The sequence below is a fragment of the Mesorhizobium sp. P2_C4 genome (genome assembly GCF_056404575.1).
This window is the reverse complement of the sequence record NZ_JBFUDT010000002.1, coordinates 706,388-726,277: the sequence shown is the minus strand read 5'-3', so window position 1 is coordinate 726,277 and position 19,890 is coordinate 706,388. Positions and strand designations below refer to the sequence as shown.

Below are 19,890 nucleotides of genomic sequence, written 5' to 3'. Positions count from 1 at the left end.
TGCAAGGGCAGTCATGCCAAAAACAGAAACCCCGCCGGGAGGGCCGGCGGGGCTCATGTGTCCCGCTGGAGTCGGGACAGGGCAGGGAACGCCCTGTCATGAATCTGGGGTGGGTGACCGCGCGATTCAATGATCTCTTCGAATCGCGCGGTTCACATCTTGGTCAGTTGTCGCTTGCCACCGGCGCCACCAGCGAGGTGATGCGGCGGATGGCGACACGGCGGTTCTCGCGGTTGGGCGCCTGCGTGTTGACCTTCAGATATTCCTCGCCATAGCCCTGTGTCGTCAGGTTTTCCGGCGGGATACCGAAGGCATTGGTCAGGGCCTCCGCCACCGCCTCGGCGCGGCGATCCGACAAGGCCAGATTGGCCACCGGCGTGCCGACCGCGTCGGTATGGCCTTCGATCAGGAAGGTCTCGGCCGGGTTCTTCTTCAACAGCTTCTCCATCGCATTGGCGACACCCTCGAGTTTCTGCACTTCGGTGTCGGAGATCGAGGCCGAACCGAATTCGAAGTTGAGCGTGTCGAGGTCGACGCGCCGTGCAATGTCGCGCACGCGGGCCGATCGCTTCACCTCGTCGATCGAATAGAGGCGTTGGACTTTTTCCACCGGCGGCTGTTCGAGGAAGGTGTAGTAGTCGTCCGGATCCTCCACATCCTCCGAATCCAGAATGTAGTCCCGACGCGAGATGTTGAGCCGCATCGGCGGCAGGTCGTCGCCGGGATCGCGCCAGTCGTTGTCGTCGTCATAGTGCCGCTCGTCGACATAGCTCAGCACATATTCGCGGCCGTCCGGCGTGATGCGCGAGCGCTGGATGACGTCGCCGTTGCGGTTGCGGATGGTGACGATCTGGACGCCGTTGGCGCGCACCACGGTTTCGCGGGTGCGGCCGCGCGGCAGATCCTCGTAGTAGACATCCTTGGCGCCGCGGTTCATGCGCGGGCCGTCATTGCTTTCGACGATCGTCTGGTTGTTGAACTGGATGATGACGCGGTCGCCGATCTCCTTCAACACGTCCACGCCCTTGGGGCGCCGGCGGTCGCGAACATTCTCGTCGGGTGCGCGCTCGACGCGCGTGCCCTGTTCCTCCGTCACGGGAACGATCTTTTCAGGCTTGATTTCCTGCTGGGCTGCCTTGTCGTCGGTGGGCGGCGGTCCCTGGTCGACTGGAGGCTGTGCTACCTGCTCGCCATTCTGCTGTTCGGTCTGGTTGCCGCCCTTATCCTTGCCACCGCCCTTGTGCTTGCGCTGGACATCCTTCTGGCTGTCCAGAATGGGGGCTGCGTTGGGATCGACCGGGGCTTCGCCCTGAACCGGATTTTCACCCTGGACCGGCTGCGCGCCAGTGACGGGCTGCTCGCCAGTAACAGGTTGCTCATCTGTAACAGGCTGTTCGCCGGTGGCGGGCTGTTCCGCTGTTGCCGGCTGTTCGCCGACAGGCTTCTTGCCATGCTTCTTCTTGTCCAGCGGCTGTTCGCCCTCGGCAGGAGCAGCCTGCTGGTCGGTCGGAAGCGGTTCAGCCTGCGGCACGGGCTCTCCGGCAGGCGCTTCTGTCTTGACCGGCGCCTGTTCCGCAGGGGCGGCCTCGATTTGCTGGTCCTGCTTGTGCTTTTTCTTGCGCGGGTTCGCCTGCTCATTGTCGTTTGCGGGCGCGACCTGTTCGGCAGGTGCAATCTGTTCGGCCGGCTGTTCCGCAGGGGCAGCCTCGATCTGCTGCTGCTGGTCATGCTTCTTCTTGCGCGGCTTGAGCGGCTGTTCGTCGACTGCCGGGGCTGCCTGTTCGACGGGCTGTTCGGCAGGGGCCGCTTCGATCTGCTGCTGCTGATCGTGCTTCTTCCTGCGCGGCTTGAGCGGCTGTTCATCGACTGCAGGGGCTGCCTGCTCGACAGCAGGAGCGGCTTGCTCTGCCGGCGCTGCCTCGATCTGCTGTTCCTGCTTGTGCCTCTTCTTGCGGGGCTGCTGTTCTTCGACGGCTGGAGCCGCCTGTTCGATTGGGGCAGATTCCGTCTGCTGCTGCTGCTGCTGATCGTGCCTCTTCTTGCGGGGCTGCTGTTCTTCCACAGCTGGAGCGGCCTGCTCGGCTGGAGCAGATTCTGTCTGTTGCTGCTGGTCCCGCTTCTTCTTTTCGGGCTTCTGTTCCGGTTCTGCCTGCTGGTTCTGCGCACAGGCTTCGGCCGATTCCCCTTCGGCGCAAGCTGCTTGCGCCAGGATGAGCGGTGCTGCCGTGCGCTGCAGCGGGGCGAATGCGGCACTGCCGTGCAGCGGGAACGCGCCCAACGGCGCGGATGCCATCAGCAGGCCAAGCGCTGTGCCTGCCAGAATCCGTGGTTGGCGTTTCATGTCAAAAATTCTCCTTGTGGGTCCCATCCCTGCCCAAACTGTCCTTAACCGGATTGGTTCCGATTTGCAGGCATTACCGGCAGCGAAGGACGTTTGGCCGGCGTTTTGAAGGCGATTTCGTGTTTTTCGTATGGTGCGGCCGGCAATTGCGACCATCGCGCTGCTTGACCTTGACGCCAACGCGGGCCACATCCCCGCAATGGACACGCCATTCTGGAAAACCAAGACGCTGGAGGCGATGACCCCGACCGAGTGGGAGTCGCTCTGCGACGGGTGCGGCAAATGCTGCCTGTCGAAACTCGAGGACGAGGACACCGGCGAAATCTACTGGACAAGTGTCGGCTGCCGGCTGTTCGACGCTCAGACCTGCCGCTGCTCGGACTACGCCAACCGGCTGGCGCGGGTTCCCGACTGTGTCGGGCTGACGCCGCAAAATGTGCGCACCATCAGCTGGCTGCCCAGGACATGCGCCTACCGGCTGGTCGCCGAGGGCCGCGATCTCTACTGGTGGCACCGGCTGGTTTCGGGAAGTGCCGAGACCGTGCACGAGGCCGGCATCTCGATCCGCGGCCGGGTCAGCGCCAGCGAGACCGAGCTTGCCGAGCCGGAGGACTATTTCGACCATATGCTCGACGACGAGCCCTGAATCGTTTGCGGAACAGACTTTGCGCTCAGGCGTTTTGGGCGATCAGGCGTTTGGGAGATCGGATTTTTTTGGGGTTCAAGATCGTTTGCAAACGGGGAAGGTCGGAATTCCATCTGCTTTCGCCTGGTCCTGCGGATTAACCGAAAATGAACAGCCGGTTCGCAATGAGTTCAGACTGCAAGGAGCATTCTCCGCTCCATCGGTTCGACGAAGACGGGCAGAAAAAGGCCCTCAACAAGGAGAGAAGACAATGTTCAACGTGATCAAGACCGCGACGCTTTCAGCCATGATCGGCCTTAGCACGCTTGCCGCCATCCCCGTCGCTCATGCCGACAGCATCTATCTCGGCTTCGGCAACAACAACGATCCCCGCTTCGGCGTCTATACCGGAGACGACGACAACTACTATCGCCGCCGCCATCACCGCCATGACGACAACGAATGGCGCCCTGACGACCGTGGCGGACGCCGGTTCTGCTCGCCCGAGCGTGCTCTCGACAAGGCCGAGCGCATGGGTCTGTACCGCGCCCGCATCGTCGACATCAACCGCCGCACGGTGAAGGTTGCAGGCCGCCAGGACGGCGACCGCGTGCTGGTCGTGTTTGCCAATGAGCGCGGCTGCCCGGTCCTCTACCGCTAAGGCGAAGATTGGGGACACGACCTTCTACGAAGGTCAGTCTGGAGTAGTATGAGCCCCTCCACACAGGAATGCGCGGCTCAAAACAAAACCCCGGAGGATCGATCCTCCGGGGTTTTTCATTTTTGTCATGAATGACGTTTCAGGCGCCAGTCACTTCAGCTCGAAAGTGCCAGTCACTTCAGCTCGAACGTGACGGTGACCTGCACCGCATAGGAATTCTCGCCGGCCTGCACCGGAACCGCGGCACCGGCCGCGTCGAAGGCCTTGGCGTTGATCGGCATCGGCGCCGGCGCGACATTCTGGTCGGTGATCTCGAGCACCCGGCCGATGCTGACGCCTGCGGCTTGGGCGAGTGTCTTGGCCTTGGCCATGGCGTTGGCGACCGCTTTCTTGCGGGCTTCGGTGATGGCCGCCGCCGGATCCTCATTGGTGAAGGCGATGCCGCCGCCCTGGTTGACGCCGAGCGACACTGCCTTGTCGAGGATGTCGCCGGTCTTGTCGATATCGCGGATCCGCACCGAAAGCGTGTTGGTCACCTGGTAGGCGACGAGCTCGGCCTCCTGGCTGCCGTCCGGCTTGTTGGTGTAGTTGTAGCGCGGGTTGATCTGGATGCCGGCGGTCTGCAGGTCGCGTTCCTTGATGCCGGCCGATTTCAGCGCCGCGATCACGGCGGCCATCGCATCATTGTTGGCATCGAGCGCCGCGCGCGCGGTCTTTGCCTCACGCATGACGCTCAGCGTCAGCAGCGCCAGATCGGGTGCCATGGTCGCATCGCCTTCACCGGAGACAATGATGCGGGGTGATGGCGGAGAATCGGCAGCGCCGGCGATCGCCGGAAAAGCGATTGCGGCAGCAAGTGCTAGGGGTAAAAGATATCTGGTCATGAAAATCTCCTTGGTCAGCGATCCGGTCGCACCTGCCAACTAGGGCGCGAATATGGGCTGATTTGGGCGATCGCTTCCAGCCCTTCCGGAAAGCCTTGTGCCGCTCGGGGAAAAACATTAATCCAGCCCACGTGGGGCCTGTAGCTCAATGGTTAGAGCCGGCGGCTCATAACCGCTTGGTTGGGGGTTCGAGTCCCTCCGGGCCCACCAACTTGTTACAAATCAGTATTTTACCCTTAATTCTTTGAGTTTGAATTGAGCGTTGTCGGGTAAGCCTCTGCCTTTTTGGTGAAATGTTTTGGGCCCGTTCGTCAATTTTCTCCGTCTCGTTGATGGCACCCGTCACACGTAGCTCAACAACTCCGGCTTCGAAAGACCTTCCAGCGATGCATGCGGTGATCGGCGGCTAGGACGTGCAATTGGGCGGGTTCTGATTTCGGCTGCAGGCTCAAAATGCTCGAAGGCGTTCGTCGTTCGGTTGATCAACGTCCACAGTTGGCACCTTGCCTAAGGCATATTCTTTTCCAGCATTCGCGCCCTGAGCAAGGCTGCGGGCGTCGGTGTGCGCCAGACGACCTGATAGGCTTCGGCCACATTGCGGGCGGTGGCGCTGAGGCCGGGAAGCGTCATCAACGGCGGCTGCTCGTTGCCGAGGTCAACGGTCGTCATCAGGATCTCCTTTCCTGCATGGCGGATCGCGGCGGTGGCGGCGGTCGCCTAGAGAGCGAACTCAATCTAGCGGGATTTTGCGCGGGCTGCCGGTTTCCGGATCCTAGGATGGAGAGATGGAGGCGCCGACGAGTGCCGGCGCCGCGTATATCGCGAGTGGAGAGGAAGAGACCGGGAGCGGTCAAAGCGTAGGATTCTAAATTTCGGCGATATGTTCGGGAACAGATCCGCCTAAGCCACCTGGCCGTCACGGATGGACGAGAAATAGCGGTCGGTTCCTACCTGCCCGCCCTTCAACGCAACCTCCAGCCCGTCGATCGCCTTGACGCGCGAATGGGTGACGCAGAGCGGCGAGCCTGGTGACGCCGGCAGCGGCATCCTGACGGTCAGCGCATCGACGCCCATCTGCCCCAGTGCGTGGCTCGACGTGTCGCCGCCGGCGATGATGACGCGCTTGAGGTCCTGTTCTTCGGTCAGTTGCCGCAGCAGCGTGCCGAGGCCGCGGCCGAGCTTGTGGCGGGCGCCTTCCTGGTGGTCGATCTCGGCGCCGCGATCCGCCGCGGGGCCGAGCGCCGTGTAGAGGATGACACTGCGCCCAGCTTCTAGGCTGGCGCGGCCGCTTGCCGCCGCGCGCGCGATCGCCTGTCCGGAATGCTCCGAGACCAGTTCGATGGGATCGACTTCGATGCCGTCGAAGCCGTCGGTCAGCGCGTGGCGGATTTGCCGTTCCGTGGTCGGCGAGCAACTTCCCGAGACCACCGCGACGCGGCCGGCAGCGCCCGGCGGCGAAAAGCGGGACTCGGCGCCAACGGCGGCATTTTCCGACCATTCGGCGAGCAGCGCGTACTCGACGCCGGACGAGCCGACGACGAAGGAACCGCCTGGCTTGCGCGTGCGCCAGATCTCCTTGCCGGCGAGCGCCTGGCTTTCCGGACTGTTGACATCGATGAGCACGATCGCGGCGCCGTCTTCGGCGAGGCGATCGAAGGCCGCCGACCGGTTGGCCGAACGCAGCGTCGCCAGGTCGAGCAATCCCGAGGGCAGCGCGGTCTGCCGCGACAGATGGATCAGAAGGTCAGCCTCGTCCATCGGTGTCGCGGGATGGCGGCTCATCACCGGATGGCGGTCGATGCGGAAATATTTGTCGCGATACGCCGCGAACAGATGGCCAAAGGCGGTGTAGCGCTTGAGCTGCGGCGCGCCGACCAGCAGCGGCACGCTGTCTTGCGCAAAGACCGAGCGGCCGATCTCAATGGCGCGCCCGATGCTGCCGATCGTCGGGCTGGAATCGAAGGTCGAGCAGACCTTGTAGTGGCAGATCGCCCCGTTCAGCGTCTTCAGCCAGGCGAACGCATCGCGCAGGTTCGTGTCCATCCAGTGCGGCGTCTCGCTGCGGCTGGTACCGGCCAATCCGATAGCGCGGCAATGGTTGAACTGCGCCAGCATGGCCTCGTCCGGCTGACGCATGAACAGCACGGTCGGCACGCCGCCGAGTTCGAGCGCCTCCATGACGTCGGTCGAGCCGGTGAGATCGTCGCCATAGTAGCTGAGCAGCAGATCTCGCATCGCTTCAGGCCGCTTTGCCGTCGCCGAATTTTTCGATCGACCGCGCCAGCTCAGGATGGCTCAACGAAAAGTCCGCCAGCGGAATGCCGTCGACCGCAGCCTGCCAGGCCTGCTGCACGGCGCGCACGCCGGCGCCCGGCCCGTCCGGATGGCTGACGATGCCGCCGCCGCAGAGATAGAGAAGATCGACTGTGCGGCCGGTGCGTGCATAGGTCTCTGGCGCCTGCCCGCCCCATTGACCGGAACCGGCGACCGGCAAGGCGCAATCATCGGGCGAAAAGATCGGCGTCGTCACCGCCTTGAAGGATTCGACAAAGGACGCATCCGGCTCCCAGTATTTAGATTGGATGCCGTTGATCTGGAACTGGTCGACGCCGAGCAGCCGCCAAAACTGCTGCCAGACCTTGAAATCCATGCCGAGGCCGGGATGACGGGTGAGAATGTCCCAGCCATTGCGGTGCGCGTGCAGCACCAGGCTGGAGCGTTTCCTGAGGAAAGCCATGCCGCCAAAGCCGATGGAATTGATGTTGACCACCGCGCAATTGCCGCCGGCCTTGGCCACAAGATCGTGGTTGCGCATCATCTCGTCGGGGTCGGCATGCGAGATACCGAAAGCATACATCACCTTCTTGCCGGTCTTCTGCTCGTGGTCGAGGATCAGCGGCATGATTGCTTTCACCCGTTCCGCCAAGGGCGAATAGGCCGGGCTCATCAGCTTCTCGTCGTCCTTGATGAAATCGACGCCGGCGGCGATCAGCTCACCCACCATTGCCGCCGTCTCATGTGGCCTGAGCCCTAGCGCGGGCTTGACGATGGTGCCGATGATCGGCCGATCCGTGACACCGGTCAGCTGGCGGCTGCCGGCGACGCCGAATTGCGGACCTGAATGCGCCCAGCGGAATTGCTCCGGCAGCCTCATCTCGACGACGCGAATGCCGGACAGGCCTTTGATCGAATAGGCGCCGCCGATGGCAATGGTCATCAGCGCCGACAGGTCGGTGCCGATGGCATCAAACGGAAAGGCGATGTCGACATCGGCGCGCTTGAACGGCCCGTCGCCGGCTTCGGGAAGCGACGGCCTGTCAGCCTCCGGCAAATGCCGTATCGCCAGCACGCGCGCCGCCACCCGGGCCTTCAGCTCCTCGGTCTCACCGGGCAGCGCAACGAAGGTTCCGGTCGACTGGTCGCTGGCGATCTTGGCCGCCAGCGCCTCGATGCTGCCTGATGTCTCGATACGGTAGGTGAGCGTGATCATGGTTCGTTGTCTGAGGCCGAAGGAGGTTCGAAAAGAGTTCCTTGATCGTCGAAATCTGGTATAATGAGTACATAAGCTTTGCAAGCAATATCCTGTCTTGAGGCTATGGCCGATCGGGGCGACAGCCATTCCGGGAATAGCTGTGGCAGTGCTAGATAGACACAAGGTCAAGGGAGTGATTCGCGACGATGAACCGTTCGGAGCCGATCGTCCGGCGCAAGCTTTCCGACGAAGTGTTTTTGCGGCTGAAGCGCCTGATCACCAGCGGAGAACTGACGCCGGGCGACGACATGCCGTCGGAGCGCGAGCTGATGGAGCGTTTCGAGGTCGGACGTCCCGCCATCCGCGAGGCGATGCAGGCGCTGAGCAACATGGGCCTCGTCGCCATCTCGCACGGCGAGCGCGCCAAGGTGCTGCAGCTGACCGCCAAGTCGATCATCAAACAGGTCGACGGCGCCGCCAAGATCATCCTGTCGTCATCGAAGGACACGCTGGAGCACCTGAAAACCGCGCGCATCTTCTTCGAGCGCGGCATGGTGAGGGAAGCCGCCGAAAACGCCACCGCCGAGGACGTCGAGCGGCTGCGGGCCACCGTGGCCGAACAGCGCGGCTTTCGCGGCGATTCCGAGGCCTTCATCTCCGCCGACATGAAGTTTCACACCCAGATCGCGGCGATTTCAGGCAATCCGATCTATGTCGCCGTCAGCGAGGCGATGCTGGGTTGGCTGAAGGAATATCACACCGAGATGCTGATCTGGACCGGCAAGGAACAGTTCACGCTGACCGAGCATGAAGAGATCATCGGCCGCATCGAGAAGAAGGATGCCGACGGCGCCGAGAAGGCGATGATCAAGCATCTCGAGCGCTCGCGCGCGCTCTATGTGATGAACTCCGAAAAATAGGTCAGTCGAACCGGGCGATCGCGTAGGGCGCCATCACGAACTGGCCTCGGCTAAGCGCTGAGATATCGACCGGCACGTCACCCGCTGTCAGGTTCGCCAGCCAGGCGATTGTCTTGCCCGAAGCGGAGCGCCCGGCCAGCGCCAGCACCTTGGTCTCGTCGCTCGTCCTTGCCGCCACATGCGCAAGGCCGGCCATGTCGCAAAGCCCTCTTATGGCCTCAAAGACAGGCCGAGGTGATCCTTCCGCGACGGGTTCGCCGGACGACGCCAGCACACCGAATGGCCCGGTGAAGCTGGAGAGCGTGAGCAGTTCCAACCCGGCCGGCGCCACGCGCGCGGCATAGCCGATCGTCCATGCGGCAGCGAACAGGCCGACATGGCGAGGATCGCGGTCGGCCATGGCGATGCGCTGTCCCCCAGGATTGGCCTTGGTCGCGTCACCATAGGGGTTCTGGCGCATGGCAATCGTCGACGGCCCGATGCGGTACGGCTTTTCCCCGAAGATCGCCCGCGCCGATTGGGTGATGAAAGGCAGCGCCTCCAGCGATTGCATGACGCTGAGATCGTCGGCGGCATGCACGATCGGGCAGGTGCAATGGGTGACGAAGTCGAGCAAGCCCGCCGGCACGCGCTTGCGGTTGAGTTCGGTGAAGTAGCTGAACATGCCGCCGCCAAGGAGGATATCTGGAAGGGCGCGACGTGCCGCGGCATAGACCTTTTCGAGCGGAGGACAGTCCGGCCACGCGCTGCCCGGCGGCGTCGACTGCCGGTCGACTGAAGGCGAAACGGCAATGGCCGAGAGTTTTAGTCCGGCCCGGCGCACCCTATCGGCGACGGCTGAAAGTTCCGCGTCGAGATCGCCCACGCAGGCGACGACGCATTCCAGCGTCGTGTCGGCTGGATAGGCTGCTGCGAGCCGGGCAAAGGAGCGCAAAGCGTCGAGCCCATGACCGCGCATCGGATCGTAGTGGAAGATCAGGTGTTGCGGGCCAAGCGTAGAGAGCACCGGCAGGTTCACGAGTGCTGCTTCGACCTCATCCGGGTAGATGATCACGCCGATATCCGGCAGCCTCTGCCCGGCCTCGCCGAGCTCGACACGGACGGGTTCGGTGCTTGCTGCGGCAGCTGGCATTTTCCCCTCGCCGGTGATGCGCAGGCTGATCGTCTGCCGGACGGGTTGACCGGCAGGCAGCACATAGGGCCATGGCAGCGCCAGCGGCCGCACATAGGTCTTGTAGGACGCATCCGACCAGTTGCGCTGGTCTTCCATCTCGAAAGTATCGCCTTCCATCCGGCACTCGGCGCTGACGCCGGGCCGCACCTCATGCGTGATGGCGCGCATGTCCTTGAAGGGCTGCCAGGGATCGATCAGCAACGGCAGCTTCGTATCCACCACGCTGCCGTCGGTGTGCTCGACCGTCACCGGACTGCCGGCGAGGCCGGCGATCGGATGCAGGATGCAGAAGCCGCAGCGGTTGGTCTCGAAATCGCTTTCGGGCAGAGCGCTGACATCGAAGATCAGACGGCCGTCGGCGTAGCCCTTGATGCTGGCGCGGAAGCCGAGCCGGCTTCCACCCGGCCCCGTGCAGCTTGCCGAATAGCTGACCGAGAAGGCGTTGGCGTTCCGGTCGACGACAAGCTCGGTCAGTTCAGGCTCGTAAGTACCCCAGTCGCGGTCGCGCACAATATAGGCGATGGCGCGCAGCACTTCGGTGCCGCCATGGCGGATGGTGCGCAGATTGCCGTTGACGAAGTCGGCACTGAGCAGGCCCGCACTCAGCCTGACCGGCTCGGCCTCGACAGCATGCGTGCCGTTCAGAAGGAAGGCATCGGCTGTCATTTCAGCAAGGCGTCGAGCTGGACCGGTTCGTGGCTCGCGGCGCCCAGATAGGCGGCCTCGACCAGCGCGAATGTCTTCAGATTGTCGGCGCCTGAGGTGGCGGGCTCTGTTCCTTTCGCCAGACACTCGACCCAGTGCTTCTGGATGGCGACGACGCTTTCCTGGATGTTGTGCCAGGGCCGCGACGCCCAGGATAGCAGCGGCGGCGATACGTCTGTGGCCCTTGTTCCGTTCTTGCCCGTGACCGTAAGCCGATATCCTTGCGCCAGCCGGATCGTGCCGTCGCTGCCGTCGATCTCGATCAGCGTTTCGGGAAACGGCTCGACCGCAAGCTTCGTCGCATAGCTGCAGTCGACGACTGACGTGGCGCCGCTCTTATGATCCATCAGCATCGTCGCAACATCTTCGCCTGATATGCTCGGATTGATGCGCGCCGTTCGCGTCGTGATCGTCGACACGTCGCCGAGCAGGAACCGGGCAATGTCGAGACTATGGATGCCGAGATCCTCGATGATGAAGCGCTTGCCCTTGGCGAGATAGGGCTGGCCGGAAAACACATCATAGGCCGAGCGGAACGAGATGCGCCCGAAGAACGGCGTGCCGATTTCGCCGCTGTCGAGCACGGCGCGCACCGCCTGGATCGGCGACTGCCAGCGAAAATTCTCATGCACCATCATCGGTACGCCAGCTTCCACGCAGGCTTTCACCATCGCCTTGGCGGCGGCAAGCGTCGGCGCGAACGGTTTCTGGCAGATCGCCGGCACGCGATGGGCGGCCGCCATCTCGACCAGCGGACGATGACTGGGCGCGGTGGTGGCGATGTCGACGAAATCCAGGCTCTCGCCGGCAAAGAGTTCGGCAGCGTCGGTGTAGCGCTTTGCGATGCCGAACTGGTCGCCGACGATCCGCAGCCGGTCCGGGTCGCGGTCGCAGATGGCGACGATCGTGGCGCCCACTATGTCGCGCCAGGCATGCATCTGGTTGACGGCGAAGAAGCCGCAGCCGATCAGCGCTCCGCGCAACTCCGCCATGTTCAACCTGCCCTTGCCATCTGCATCAGCGTCACCCGGCTCTGCAGTCGGCGCTGCGCCTGGTCGACGACGACGGCGACGATGATGACAAGGCCCTTGATCACCATCTGCCAGAACGAACTCACCCCCATCATCACCAACCCATCGGAAAGAATGCCGATAACGAACGCGCCGACGATGGTGCCGCCGATCGTGCCGCGCCCGCCCGACATCGAGGTGCCGCCGAGCACCGCCGCAGCGATGGCATTCAATTCGAAACTTTCACCCGTCGCCGGATGCGAGGCCATCAGTTCGGACGAGATGATCAGGCCGACGATCGCCGCACAGAAGCCGGAGAACATGTAGACGAACATTTTCACCATGTTGACACGCACGCCGGAAATTCGCGACGCCCGTTCATTGCCGCCGACGGCGAAGATGTGGCGGCCGAGCGGCGTGTATTTGGCGAGATAGGCCGCCGCCAGCGCAACGACGATCAGGATCCAGATCGCCACCGGCAGGCCGAGCAGCCGGCCGGCGCCGAGGAAGCCGAAGCCGGTGGTGCCGAGCTCGGGCTTGCCGACCAGGTTGGGGAAGGTGCGGCCATCCGACGACAGCAGCGCCAGGCCGCGCGCGACATAGAGCACGCCGAGCGTAGCGATGAACGGCGCAACATTGAGCCTGGTGATCAGCAATCCGTTGACGGCGCCGATCAGGATGCCGACCGCCAGAGTGATCAGCGCGATTTCGACCACGTTGAAATAGATCGTGTAGCCAATCTGCAGGTCGATGCCGTTCAGCACCAGGAAGCCGGCGACCATACCGCATAGGCCGACGATCGAGCCGACCGAAAGGTCGATGCCGCCGGTGATGATGACGAAGGTCATGCCCATGGCCAGGAACGCGTTCAGCGCCACATGTTTCGACATCAGGATCAGATTGGCGGTCGACAGGAAGTTCGGCGCCGCGATCGAGAAGAAAATCAGCACGGCGATCAGCGCGATGAAGGTCCGGAGCTTCATCAACGTCAGCAACATGGAGCCGCTCGAAACCGAGGGCACAGCCGCCTTGGCCGGGATGTCAGTCATGGGCGGGGTTCTCCGTGTGCGGGGCCGGTCCGTGGCCAAGTGCCGAGGCAGCGACCAGGACCGCCTCCGTCGCCTCGGCGCGATCGAACATGCCGGTCAGTTTTCCATTGCTCATCACCGCGATGCGGTCGGACAGCGCCATCACCTCATCGAGATCCGAGGTGGCGAACAGGATGCCCAGCCCGTCGCGTGAGAGTTTGCGCATGGTGCGGAAGACGTCGGCCTTGGCGCCGACATCGATGCCGCGGCTCGGCTCGTCCATCAGAAGTACCTTCGGTCCGGTGAGCAGCGCCTTGCCGATCACCACCTTCTGCTGGTTGCCGCCCGACAGCGACGAGACCTCCTGTGCCGGGTCAGCGACCTTGATCGCCAATTCCCGCACCATATGCGTCACCGCCTGCTTTTCGGGACCGCCGCGAATATGAAACAGGCGCACGAACCGCGACAGGCTGGCCAGCGTCAGATTGCTGGCGACCGAAAGGATCGACACCAACCCTTCGCGCTGGCGGTCTTCGGGGATCAGCGCCAGCCCGCGCCGGATGCGCCGCGTCGTGTCGCGCTCCTTGACCTTTTTGCCGGCGATGAAGATCGCACCGGTGGCCTGGCCATGGCGGCCCATGATGCAGTCGAACAGCTCGCTGCGCCCGGCCCCCATCAGGCCATAAATGCCCAAAATCTCGCCGGCGCGCAGCGACAGCGAGACATGGTCGACGGCCAATCCACCGGTCGCGCGTGGCAGGCAGATATCCTCGGCACGGAATATTTCCTCGCCGGGAACATGGCCGTCGGCCTTGGCAAAATCCTTGGCGTCGGAGCCGATCATCTGCCGCACGATCCATCGCGCGTCGACGTTTTTCATCTCCTCCTGGCCGGTGATGTGCCCGTCGCGCAACACGGTGATGTAGTCGCCGATGCGGATCAGCTCTTCGAGCCTGTGCGAGATGTAGACGATGGCCACGCCGCGCGCCTTGAGGTCGGCAATCACCTTGAACAGGATCTCGACTTCCGCCGCACTCAGCGCCGAGGTCGGCTCGTCCATGATCAGGATGCGCGCATCGAGCGAAACCGCCTTGGCGATCTCGACCAACTGCTGCTGTCCGATGCGCAGATCCTCGACCAGCATGTCCGGCCGGATGCCGGCCTGGAGCCGTTCGAGAAATTGCGCGGCGCGGCGCTCCTGCTGCTTGCGGTCGATCTTGCGGAAACGGTTGGTGATCTCGCGCGTGGCAAAGATGTTTTCGGCGACGGTCATATTGCCGAACAGGTTCAGTTCCTGGAACACCATGCCGATGCCGTGGTTCACTGCATCTCCCGATGACAAGAAGGAAACCTCTTCCCCTTCCAGGAGAATCCGGCCGTGCGTCGGCTGTTCGACGCCGGCGATGATCTTCATCAGCGTCGATTTGCCAGCGCCGTTTTCGCCGACCAGCACATTGACCGCGCCCTTGCGCACCTCGAAGTTCGCCCGCTTGACCGCAACGGTGCCGGAATAGACTTTCGAGACGTCTTCCAGCTTCAGAATGACATCGTGGGCACTCATGGCTTCGGCCCGATTTCTGCCTCCGCCGGGGTCACCAGCGGCAGGTCCTGGCCGCTTTCGAGCGTATAGGCGCCGAGAACCTTGGCGGTCCGGCCTTCCAGCCCGTCGCGCGGCAGTTTGGAAAGCACGGTCTTGTCGGCAAAGGCGTTGAACGCCTTGCCGAACTGGGCAAAATCGATCTGGTTGGTGAAATCATTGAACTGGATGAAATCGAGGCTGTCGCGCAGCGCGGTTCCCCGCATCGCCGGTCCGATCTGCACCCGCGCATCCGCCTTGCCGTCGCCGTCGACATCGATATCCATCGTCGCCGCGCGCGACGCTGTGTTGGCGGCGATGATCTTGCCCTCAACGCGAACCGCGAAGGTCCAGGGGGAATTCGCCTGCTTGCTCGGATTGCCATATTTGGCGCCGGCGGAAGCGGGATCGGTTTTCGCCAGCGCGTGCACCTCGGCAAACAGCCCGGCTTTCCGCTGGAGATACGGCACCACCTTCGCCGCCCAGATCTCCTCGACCATCTTGTCGGGATTGAAGGCGGCAGCGTTGCCGCTGTCCCCGGACTGCGTCGGCAGAATCTTGCAGGCGGTCAGGCTGATGCCGAGTGTCACGGCAAGGATCGGCCAGGTCGGCTTGTTGTTCAGCATGGCGGCCTGTTGTTCAGCATGGTGGTCGGCACCCACGGAAAATGGCGGCGAGGGACGCCCCTTGGGATCGCCCCTCGCTATTCATGTCACGCCGGCTCAGTTGGTCAGCGCAAAAGTTTCCAGCTTCGGGGCATTGTCGCCATTGACCAGAACGCAGTCCATCAACTGCTTTTCCTTAGCCGGCGACTTCTTGTTCTTGATGAAGTCGCTGGCCTGCTCGACCGCCATCTGCGCCTGCGCGAAGGCCGGCTGCAGCACGGTAGCCTTGATGCCGCCCGCGGTGATCGAATCGCGCACATCGTTCGATCCGTCGAAACCGACGACGATGACGTCCTTGCGGTTTGCAGCGACCAGCGCCGCATAGGCGCCCATCGCCATCGTGTCGTTGCCGGAGATGACGCCCTTGATGTCGGGGTTGGCTTGCAGGATCGATTCCATCTTGGCGTAGGCCTCGGTCTGGCTCCAGTTGGCCGACTGCTGGGCGACCATCTTCAGGTCCGGATAATCGTCGATGACGTCGTGATAGCCCTTCGAGCGGATGCCGGCATTGGTGTCGGATTCCTTGCCGACCAGTTCGACGAAATTGCCCTTCTCGCCCATCAGCTTGACGAATTCCTGCGCGCCGAGCTGGGCGCCCTGGTAATTGTTGGAGACGATCTGCGCCACGGCGACACCGGTGGCGTTGATCTCGCGGTCGATCAAGAAGGAGGGCACGCCGGCGTCCTTGGCCTTCTGCACGGCTGCGACGGTGGCGTCGGCGCCGGCATTGTCGAGGATGATCGCCTTGGCGCCGCGGCCGATCGCCGTGTCAATCAGCTCGGACTGCTTGTTGGCGTCGTCGTCATGGACGAGCACCAGTGCTTCGTAGCCGAGTTCCTTGGCCTTGGCTTCTGCGCCGACGGCTTCCGCCTTGAAGAACGGATTGTCGTGCGAGGGCGTGATGATGGCAATGAGATCGGCAGCATAGGCGGGTGCCGCCGTGCCAAGCGCCAGCATCCCGGCAAAAGCCGCGAGTGTCATTCTGCGTGTGAGTTTCATGATGTCCTCCCGTTTGAAAAACTGCCTTGATTGACCAAGGCCACTGCCTGCATTGAATTCGTTCGCAGCGCGGGCCGCCGATCGTTTCGGGCTCAAAGGCCGGTTGCCGGCTTTCCCCAAACGATCGTTGCTCCCCGGCCATCCTCCACTCGTCCAGGCTTCGAACTCCCTGCGAAACCTTGTCGATCCGAGCCATAAACAGCTAAGCCAACTGGTATGATGAGTCAATCACAAATTCAGATGATATGTACCTGATGAGCGTTCTAAGCTAAGCGTCGGCGACGATGCTTCCAGGCGTTCCGGCAAGCGCTTGGATAGACCTCAGGTGATGCGCTGAATGCTCGCGGCGATCTCTTCCGGCTCGAACACCCGCTTCCAGTCGTTGCGCATCAGCACCGGCTTGCCAAACTCGATCGCCTTGTTGCAGGCGTCGGAGAACACGCCCTTGGTTTCGCCGAAGATGACGGCGCCAAGCACGTTCATATGACCGAGCAGGAAGTCGAGCGCGGCTTGCTTGTCGACGCCACGAGCCACGACCTCGTCGACGGCTTCCTTCATGACGACGAGCAGCGAGGCGCATACGGTTTCCGAAAGGCCGGGCTCCAGCAACGCCATCTGATCGACAGTGACACGGTGCGAGCGCATCACCGGCGCCCAGATGATCTTGGCGATCGCCTCGCCCTTGGCGTAATCCTCTTCCGGCCCCTGCATCAGCGCGCTGACCATATGCTGCTTGGCCTTGACGCCGCCGAAATAGTCTTTTTTGGCCGCCATATCGGTCTCGTCGTTGAAGATTGGTGGATGGCAGGGATGGGTGACGAAATAGGTTAGGTCCGGCCGCTTCGGCAAATGGCCGGCGAACGGTGCGGCGGCGTCGAGCACCACGACCATCGTGCCCGATGCGAGCTTGCTCTCGATGCTGGCCGCCACCTTGCCGATATGCGTGTCCGGAACCGCCAGGATCACCACATCGGCGCCGTCGAGCGCTTCATCGGCGCTGACGGCATCGAAGCCCAGCCCCGACTTCAGCCGCTCGCGGCCGGCCTCGCTGACTTCGACATGGCGTATCGCATACGGCGAGCCGCGAAAATTGGTCGACAGGCGGTAGCCCATTTTGCCGCCGGCACCGAACAGCGCAATCGTTGTCATGTCATCCTGCTCCTAATTTTCCAACGATGGCTGAACCGATCGTCATCTTATTGACTGGTATAATCACTCTACCATACATCGACGATTTGAACAGACCCTGATGAAGCAGCCGAGATCTGCGGCTGGCCGGTATCAGCCGGCAGTGGCGCCACGGAACGGCCTGTTAGCGTTCTCGGACATTTACCTTCGCGGAACATAGGGCGAAGGTCGTGCCGCGTTGCGAACCGACGGCTTGGCATGGGTGTCTGCGATAGCTCGTTCAGGCCGCCGGCGTTCTTGCTCGTTCTTGGATTCTGCCAAAGGTGCCGCTTCTGATATCCCGTCGCCTGCATGCGGAAACATTTTCCCACATGGTTGCAAAAAATTCCCTGATAGATCCGATAGGGTATTCGACTCCTAAACAATTGAAATTGCATATCAATCATGGACGCAATTCAACCACTTCCTCTTTTACTGACGTAATTCCCTATGTTTTGGGCTTTATCAGGGAAATTCTCTCGGAGACGGTTCGCTTCAGACTGCCACCACCATCAACTTGTTCAGGCGGCGCGGGCGAAGCGGTCGACCCTGAAATCGTCGAGCGGCGTTTCGCAACGGTCGGTCATGATGAGTTCGGCCATGGCGTCGCCCACGCCTGGACCGAGCTGGAAGCCGTGTCCGCTGAAGCCGAAGGCGTGGAACAGGCCTGGCGTCGTCGCCGAGCGCCCCATGACCGGCAGCATGTCCCTGACATAGCCCTCGCAACCGGACCAAGTGCGGATGACCGTGGCCTGCGCGATCGCCGGCATCAGTCGCGCGACGGCGCGCAGCTGGGTAGGCAGGCGCAGGGGGTCGGCGGCCGCGTGGCCGGGATCTAGATCCACCGGCACCCTTTCGGCCGCGCCGCCGAAGACGATGTTGCCGCGCTCGACCTGGCGCAGATAGGCGCCATAGTCCTTGTCGCGCGTCCAGATGCCGACCACCGGCAGAATCCGATGCGGCAGCGGCTCGGTCACGCCCATCTGCGGGCCATAGGCGTCGAGCGGGACCTCTTCGCCGAACTGCGCGGCGATGCGCGCACCCCAGGCTCCGGCGGTGTTGAGCAGGCAGCCGGCGGCGAATGTACCTTTCGAGCTGGCGACAAGAAAACCGGAGCCCGTGTGGGTGATCTTCTCTACCTCGGCGCCCTCGATGATTTCCGCGCCGAGCTTGCGAGCTGCCTCGGCAAAGGCAGGCGCGATCAGCCGCGGATTGCCGCTGCCATCTTGTGGGGAGAACGACGCCGCGATCGCTTCGGGACCGAGCCCGGGAAAGCGGGCACGAATCTCGCTTGGGCCGAGTTCCTCCAGCTCAAGGCCCCAGGGGCGCGCCGCCTTGGCATAGGCCCGCATGTCGGCGAGACTGCCTTCATCGAAGATCAGCCGGATGTGACCGGTGGCGCGGAATTCGACGTCGCGGCCAAGTATCTTTTCCGCCTCGCCCCATAGCTGGAGCGAGCGGTGGGCCAGCGGCAGCTGGGCCAGGTGGCGTCCCGTGCGGCGGATGTTGCCGAAGGAGGCAACAGTCGCTCCGGTACCGATCCGGTTGCGCTCGATAAGCGTCACGCGTGCGCCGCGCCTGGCGAGGAAATAGGCCGAAGCCGTCCCCATCAGGCCGCCGCCCAGCACGATCACATCCATAGTCGTTCCTTAGCGTAGAGCAGCTGATCCTTGGATGTATCCATCTTGTCCGCGCTGCGGCATTGCGTCAAAGATGGGTTTGGACAGAAGCCATAAGCTTTACCTATGGGGTGGCAATGCGGGCCCGGCAGCTCGAAGTGTTCATCGCCGTCATGCGCGCGGGCACCGTGACCGCCGCGGCGCGGATGCTGAACATCTCCCAGCCCGCTTTGAGCCAGATCCTGCTCCACACCGAGGACGAGCTCGGCTTCACCCTGTTCGAGCGTGTCAAGGGCCGGCTGCGGCCGACCCCGGAGGCGCTCGAGATCTTCCCTGATGCCGAGAGGTTGTCGGCGGGGCTAGAAGGCCTGCGCCGCAAGACCACCGATCTGCGTCTGGGCCGAACCGGGCTGGTGCGGGTCGCGGCTTCGCCGCCGCCGGCCATAGCCATATTGCCGCGCGCCTTCACCGGATTTCGGGCGCAGCATCCCAATATTCTGCTGCGTTCCCACATGGCGCCGATCGCCGCCATCATCGATATGCTGCGCGCCGGCGATGCCAGCCTCGGCGTGGCCATGGACGACCGCCTGCCTCCCGATATAGAGGCGGAAGTGGTCGGCAGCGTCGGCTTTTCATGCCTGCTACCCGCCGGGCATGTGTTGGCCGGGAAAACCGAGCTGACGCTCGCCGATCTCGCCGGCGAAGAATTGATATCGTATCGCGGCAACACCCGTCCCGCCGACGAACTGGCCCATGCGGCCCGCGCACAGGGCGTCACGCTTTCGCCGTCGCTCGAGGTCGACGTATCCATCTCCGCGGTCGGCTTCGTCCAGGCCGGTCTCGGTATAGGCCTCGTCGATGCGCTGCTGCCGTGGCACCAGTTTGCCGGGCTTGCCGTCAGGCCGCTCGCCGCGGGGCCGGAATTTCCGATCGCGCTGCTGACCTCGCGCACCCGACCTCTCTCGCGGGCCGATGAGATGATGCGCGACGAAATCCGCGCTGCCTGTTCCGCCGTCCTGGATGAGCATCGCGCGAACGCATAAG

General features: G+C 63.1%; 17 protein-coding genes and 1 tRNA gene. 5 read left to right on the top strand and 13 right to left on the bottom strand.

All coding sequences use genetic code 11. The annotated features are described in order from the left end of the window. Positions 1-163: 163 nt before the first annotated feature. Positions 164-2,341, bottom strand: a complete 2,178-nt coding sequence (locus AC1DX6_RS09785; protein WP_477312639.1) for an OmpA family protein — start codon at positions 2,339-2,341, stop codon at positions 164-166. A gap of 199 nt (positions 2,342-2,540) precedes the next feature. Between AC1DX6_RS09785 and AC1DX6_RS09780 the strand changes: the two genes are divergently transcribed. Beyond that, the gene (locus AC1DX6_RS09780; protein WP_477313675.1) at positions 2,541-2,987 is read left to right on the top strand and encodes a YcgN family cysteine cluster protein; all 447 of its coding nucleotides are present in this window, start codon (positions 2,541-2,543) and stop codon (positions 2,985-2,987) included. A 250-nt stretch (positions 2,988-3,237) separates the two neighbouring features. Then, the gene (locus tag AC1DX6_RS09775) at positions 3,238-3,627 is read left to right on the top strand and encodes a hypothetical protein (RefSeq protein WP_477312637.1); all 390 of its coding nucleotides are present in this window, start codon (positions 3,238-3,240) and stop codon (positions 3,625-3,627) included. Positions 3,628-3,800: 173 nt separating this feature from the next. On the opposite strand, the gene AC1DX6_RS09770 is transcribed toward AC1DX6_RS09775, so the two are convergent. Then, a complete protein-coding gene (locus AC1DX6_RS09770; RefSeq protein ID WP_477312635.1) occupies positions 3,801-4,511 on the bottom strand; it encodes an SIMPL domain-containing protein in 711 nt (236 codons plus the stop codon). A 134-nt stretch (positions 4,512-4,645) separates the two neighbouring features. Here AC1DX6_RS09770 and AC1DX6_RS09765 point away from each other — a divergent pair. Continuing rightward, positions 4,646-4,721: transfer RNA gene (locus tag AC1DX6_RS09765), tRNA-Ile, on the top strand. A 297-nt stretch (positions 4,722-5,018) separates the two neighbouring features. Here the strand turns inward: AC1DX6_RS09765 and AC1DX6_RS09760 are convergent. The 3 genes from AC1DX6_RS09760 to oiaX form a co-directional block, all read right to left on the bottom strand. Then, on the bottom strand, positions 5,019-5,180 hold the full coding sequence (locus AC1DX6_RS09760; RefSeq protein WP_477312633.1) for a hypothetical protein: 162 nt from the start codon (positions 5,178-5,180) through the stop codon (positions 5,019-5,021). 231 nt (positions 5,181-5,411) lie between these two features. Beyond that, the gene (locus AC1DX6_RS09755) at positions 5,412-6,746 is read right to left on the bottom strand and encodes a four-carbon acid sugar kinase family protein (RefSeq protein ID WP_477312631.1); all 1,335 of its coding nucleotides are present in this window, start codon (positions 6,744-6,746) and stop codon (positions 5,412-5,414) included. A 4-nt stretch (positions 6,747-6,750) separates the two neighbouring features. Further along, positions 6,751-8,001, bottom strand: coding sequence for a 3-oxo-isoapionate-4-phosphate decarboxylase OiaX (gene oiaX, locus AC1DX6_RS09750; RefSeq protein WP_477312629.1), 1,251 nt, complete (start codon positions 7,999-8,001; stop codon positions 6,751-6,753). A 188-nt stretch (positions 8,002-8,189) separates the two neighbouring features. Here oiaX and AC1DX6_RS09745 point away from each other — a divergent pair, with 188 nt between their 5' ends. Then, on the top strand, positions 8,190-8,903 hold the full coding sequence (locus AC1DX6_RS09745) for a transcriptional regulator NanR (protein ID WP_477312627.1): 714 nt from the start codon (positions 8,190-8,192) through the stop codon (positions 8,901-8,903). Position 8,904: 1 nt separating this feature from the next. Here AC1DX6_RS09745 and apnL read toward each other — a convergent pair whose 3' ends face one another. The 8 genes from apnL to AC1DX6_RS09705 all read right to left on the bottom strand — a co-directional run bounded on the left by apnL (position 8,905) and on the right by AC1DX6_RS09705 (position 18,867). Continuing rightward, positions 8,905-10,743: a D-apionate lactonase gene (gene apnL / locus AC1DX6_RS09740; RefSeq protein ID WP_477312625.1), complete on the bottom strand. Its 1,839-nt coding sequence runs from the start codon at positions 10,741-10,743 to the stop codon at positions 8,905-8,907. Next, on the bottom strand, positions 10,740-11,774 hold the full coding sequence (locus AC1DX6_RS09735; protein ID WP_477312623.1) for a Gfo/Idh/MocA family protein: 1,035 nt from the start codon (positions 11,772-11,774) through the stop codon (positions 10,740-10,742). The genes apnL and AC1DX6_RS09735 overlap by 4 nt, the downstream gene beginning before the upstream one ends. Positions 11,775-11,776: 2 nt before the next feature. Beyond that, complete coding sequence (locus tag AC1DX6_RS09730; protein ID WP_477312621.1) at positions 11,777-12,841, bottom strand: ABC transporter permease; 1,065 nt, start codon at positions 12,839-12,841, stop codon at positions 11,777-11,779. Then, positions 12,834-14,381 carry a sugar ABC transporter ATP-binding protein gene (locus tag AC1DX6_RS09725; protein ID WP_477312619.1) on the bottom strand — a complete coding sequence of 516 codons (1,548 nt, stop codon included), beginning with the start codon at positions 14,379-14,381 and terminating at the stop codon, positions 12,834-12,836. The genes AC1DX6_RS09730 and AC1DX6_RS09725 overlap by 8 nt, the downstream gene beginning before the upstream one ends. Further along, positions 14,378-15,022 carry a DUF2291 family protein gene (locus tag AC1DX6_RS09720; RefSeq protein ID WP_477312617.1) on the bottom strand — a complete coding sequence of 215 codons (645 nt, stop codon included), beginning with the start codon at positions 15,020-15,022 and terminating at the stop codon, positions 14,378-14,380. Before AC1DX6_RS09720 ends, AC1DX6_RS09725 begins: the two co-directional genes overlap by 4 nt. 96 nt (positions 15,023-15,118) lie before the next feature. Next, positions 15,119-16,060, bottom strand: a complete 942-nt coding sequence (locus AC1DX6_RS09715) for a substrate-binding domain-containing protein (RefSeq protein WP_477312615.1) — start codon at positions 16,058-16,060, stop codon at positions 15,119-15,121. 321 nt (positions 16,061-16,381) lie between these two features. Further along, entirely contained in the window at positions 16,382-17,209 is an 828-nt protein-coding gene (locus tag AC1DX6_RS09710) for a phosphogluconate dehydrogenase C-terminal domain-containing protein (RefSeq protein ID WP_477312613.1), read from the bottom strand. 539 nt (positions 17,210-17,748) lie between these two features. Next, positions 17,749-18,867 carry an NAD(P)/FAD-dependent oxidoreductase gene (locus AC1DX6_RS09705; RefSeq protein ID WP_477312611.1) on the bottom strand — a complete coding sequence of 373 codons (1,119 nt, stop codon included), beginning with the start codon at positions 18,865-18,867 and terminating at the stop codon, positions 17,749-17,751. Between the two features lie 116 nt (positions 18,868-18,983). Here AC1DX6_RS09705 and AC1DX6_RS09700 point away from each other — a divergent pair, with 116 nt between their 5' ends. After that, positions 18,984-19,889: a LysR substrate-binding domain-containing protein gene (locus AC1DX6_RS09700; protein WP_477312609.1), complete on the top strand. Its 906-nt coding sequence runs from the start codon at positions 18,984-18,986 to the stop codon at positions 19,887-19,889. Position 19,890 lies beyond the last annotated feature (1 nt).

Excerpts from the sequence above, each read along its gene's own strand:
- AC1DX6_RS09785 (WP_477312639.1), bottom strand. The coding sequence starts at position 2,341 with ATGAAACGCCAACCACGGATTCTGGCAGGCACAGCGCTTGGCCTGCTG.
- AC1DX6_RS09780 (WP_477313675.1), top strand. The coding sequence starts at position 2,541 with ATGGACACGCCATTCTGGAAAACCAAGACGCTGGAGGCGATGACCCCG.
- AC1DX6_RS09775 (WP_477312637.1), top strand. The coding sequence starts at position 3,238 with ATGTTCAACGTGATCAAGACCGCGACGCTTTCAGCCATGATCGGCCTT.
- AC1DX6_RS09770 (WP_477312635.1), bottom strand. The coding sequence starts at position 4,511 with ATGACCAGATATCTTTTACCCCTAGCACTTGCTGCCGCAATCGCTTTT.
- AC1DX6_RS09760 (WP_477312633.1), bottom strand. The coding sequence starts at position 5,180 with ATGACGACCGTTGACCTCGGCAACGAGCAGCCGCCGTTGATGACGCTT.
- AC1DX6_RS09755 (WP_477312631.1), bottom strand. The coding sequence starts at position 6,746 with ATGCGAGATCTGCTGCTCAGCTACTATGGCGACGATCTCACCGGCTCG.
- oiaX (WP_477312629.1), bottom strand. The coding sequence starts at position 8,001 with ATGATCACGCTCACCTACCGTATCGAGACATCAGGCAGCATCGAGGCG.
- AC1DX6_RS09745 (WP_477312627.1), top strand. The coding sequence starts at position 8,190 with ATGAACCGTTCGGAGCCGATCGTCCGGCGCAAGCTTTCCGACGAAGTG.
- apnL (WP_477312625.1), bottom strand. The coding sequence starts at position 10,743 with ATGACAGCCGATGCCTTCCTTCTGAACGGCACGCATGCTGTCGAGGCC.
- AC1DX6_RS09735 (WP_477312623.1), bottom strand. The coding sequence starts at position 11,774 with ATGGCGGAGTTGCGCGGAGCGCTGATCGGCTGCGGCTTCTTCGCCGTC.
- AC1DX6_RS09730 (WP_477312621.1), bottom strand. The coding sequence starts at position 12,841 with ATGACTGACATCCCGGCCAAGGCGGCTGTGCCCTCGGTTTCGAGCGGC.
- AC1DX6_RS09725 (WP_477312619.1), bottom strand. The coding sequence starts at position 14,381 with ATGAGTGCCCACGATGTCATTCTGAAGCTGGAAGACGTCTCGAAAGTC.
- AC1DX6_RS09720 (WP_477312617.1), bottom strand. The coding sequence starts at position 15,022 with ATGCTGAACAACAAGCCGACCTGGCCGATCCTTGCCGTGACACTCGGC.
- AC1DX6_RS09715 (WP_477312615.1), bottom strand. The coding sequence starts at position 16,060 with ATGAAACTCACACGCAGAATGACACTCGCGGCTTTTGCCGGGATGCTG.
- AC1DX6_RS09710 (WP_477312613.1), bottom strand. The coding sequence starts at position 17,209 with ATGACAACGATTGCGCTGTTCGGTGCCGGCGGCAAAATGGGCTACCGC.
- AC1DX6_RS09705 (WP_477312611.1), bottom strand. The coding sequence starts at position 18,867 with ATGGATGTGATCGTGCTGGGCGGCGGCCTGATGGGGACGGCTTCGGCC.
- AC1DX6_RS09700 (WP_477312609.1), top strand. The coding sequence starts at position 18,984 with ATGCGGGCCCGGCAGCTCGAAGTGTTCATCGCCGTCATGCGCGCGGGC.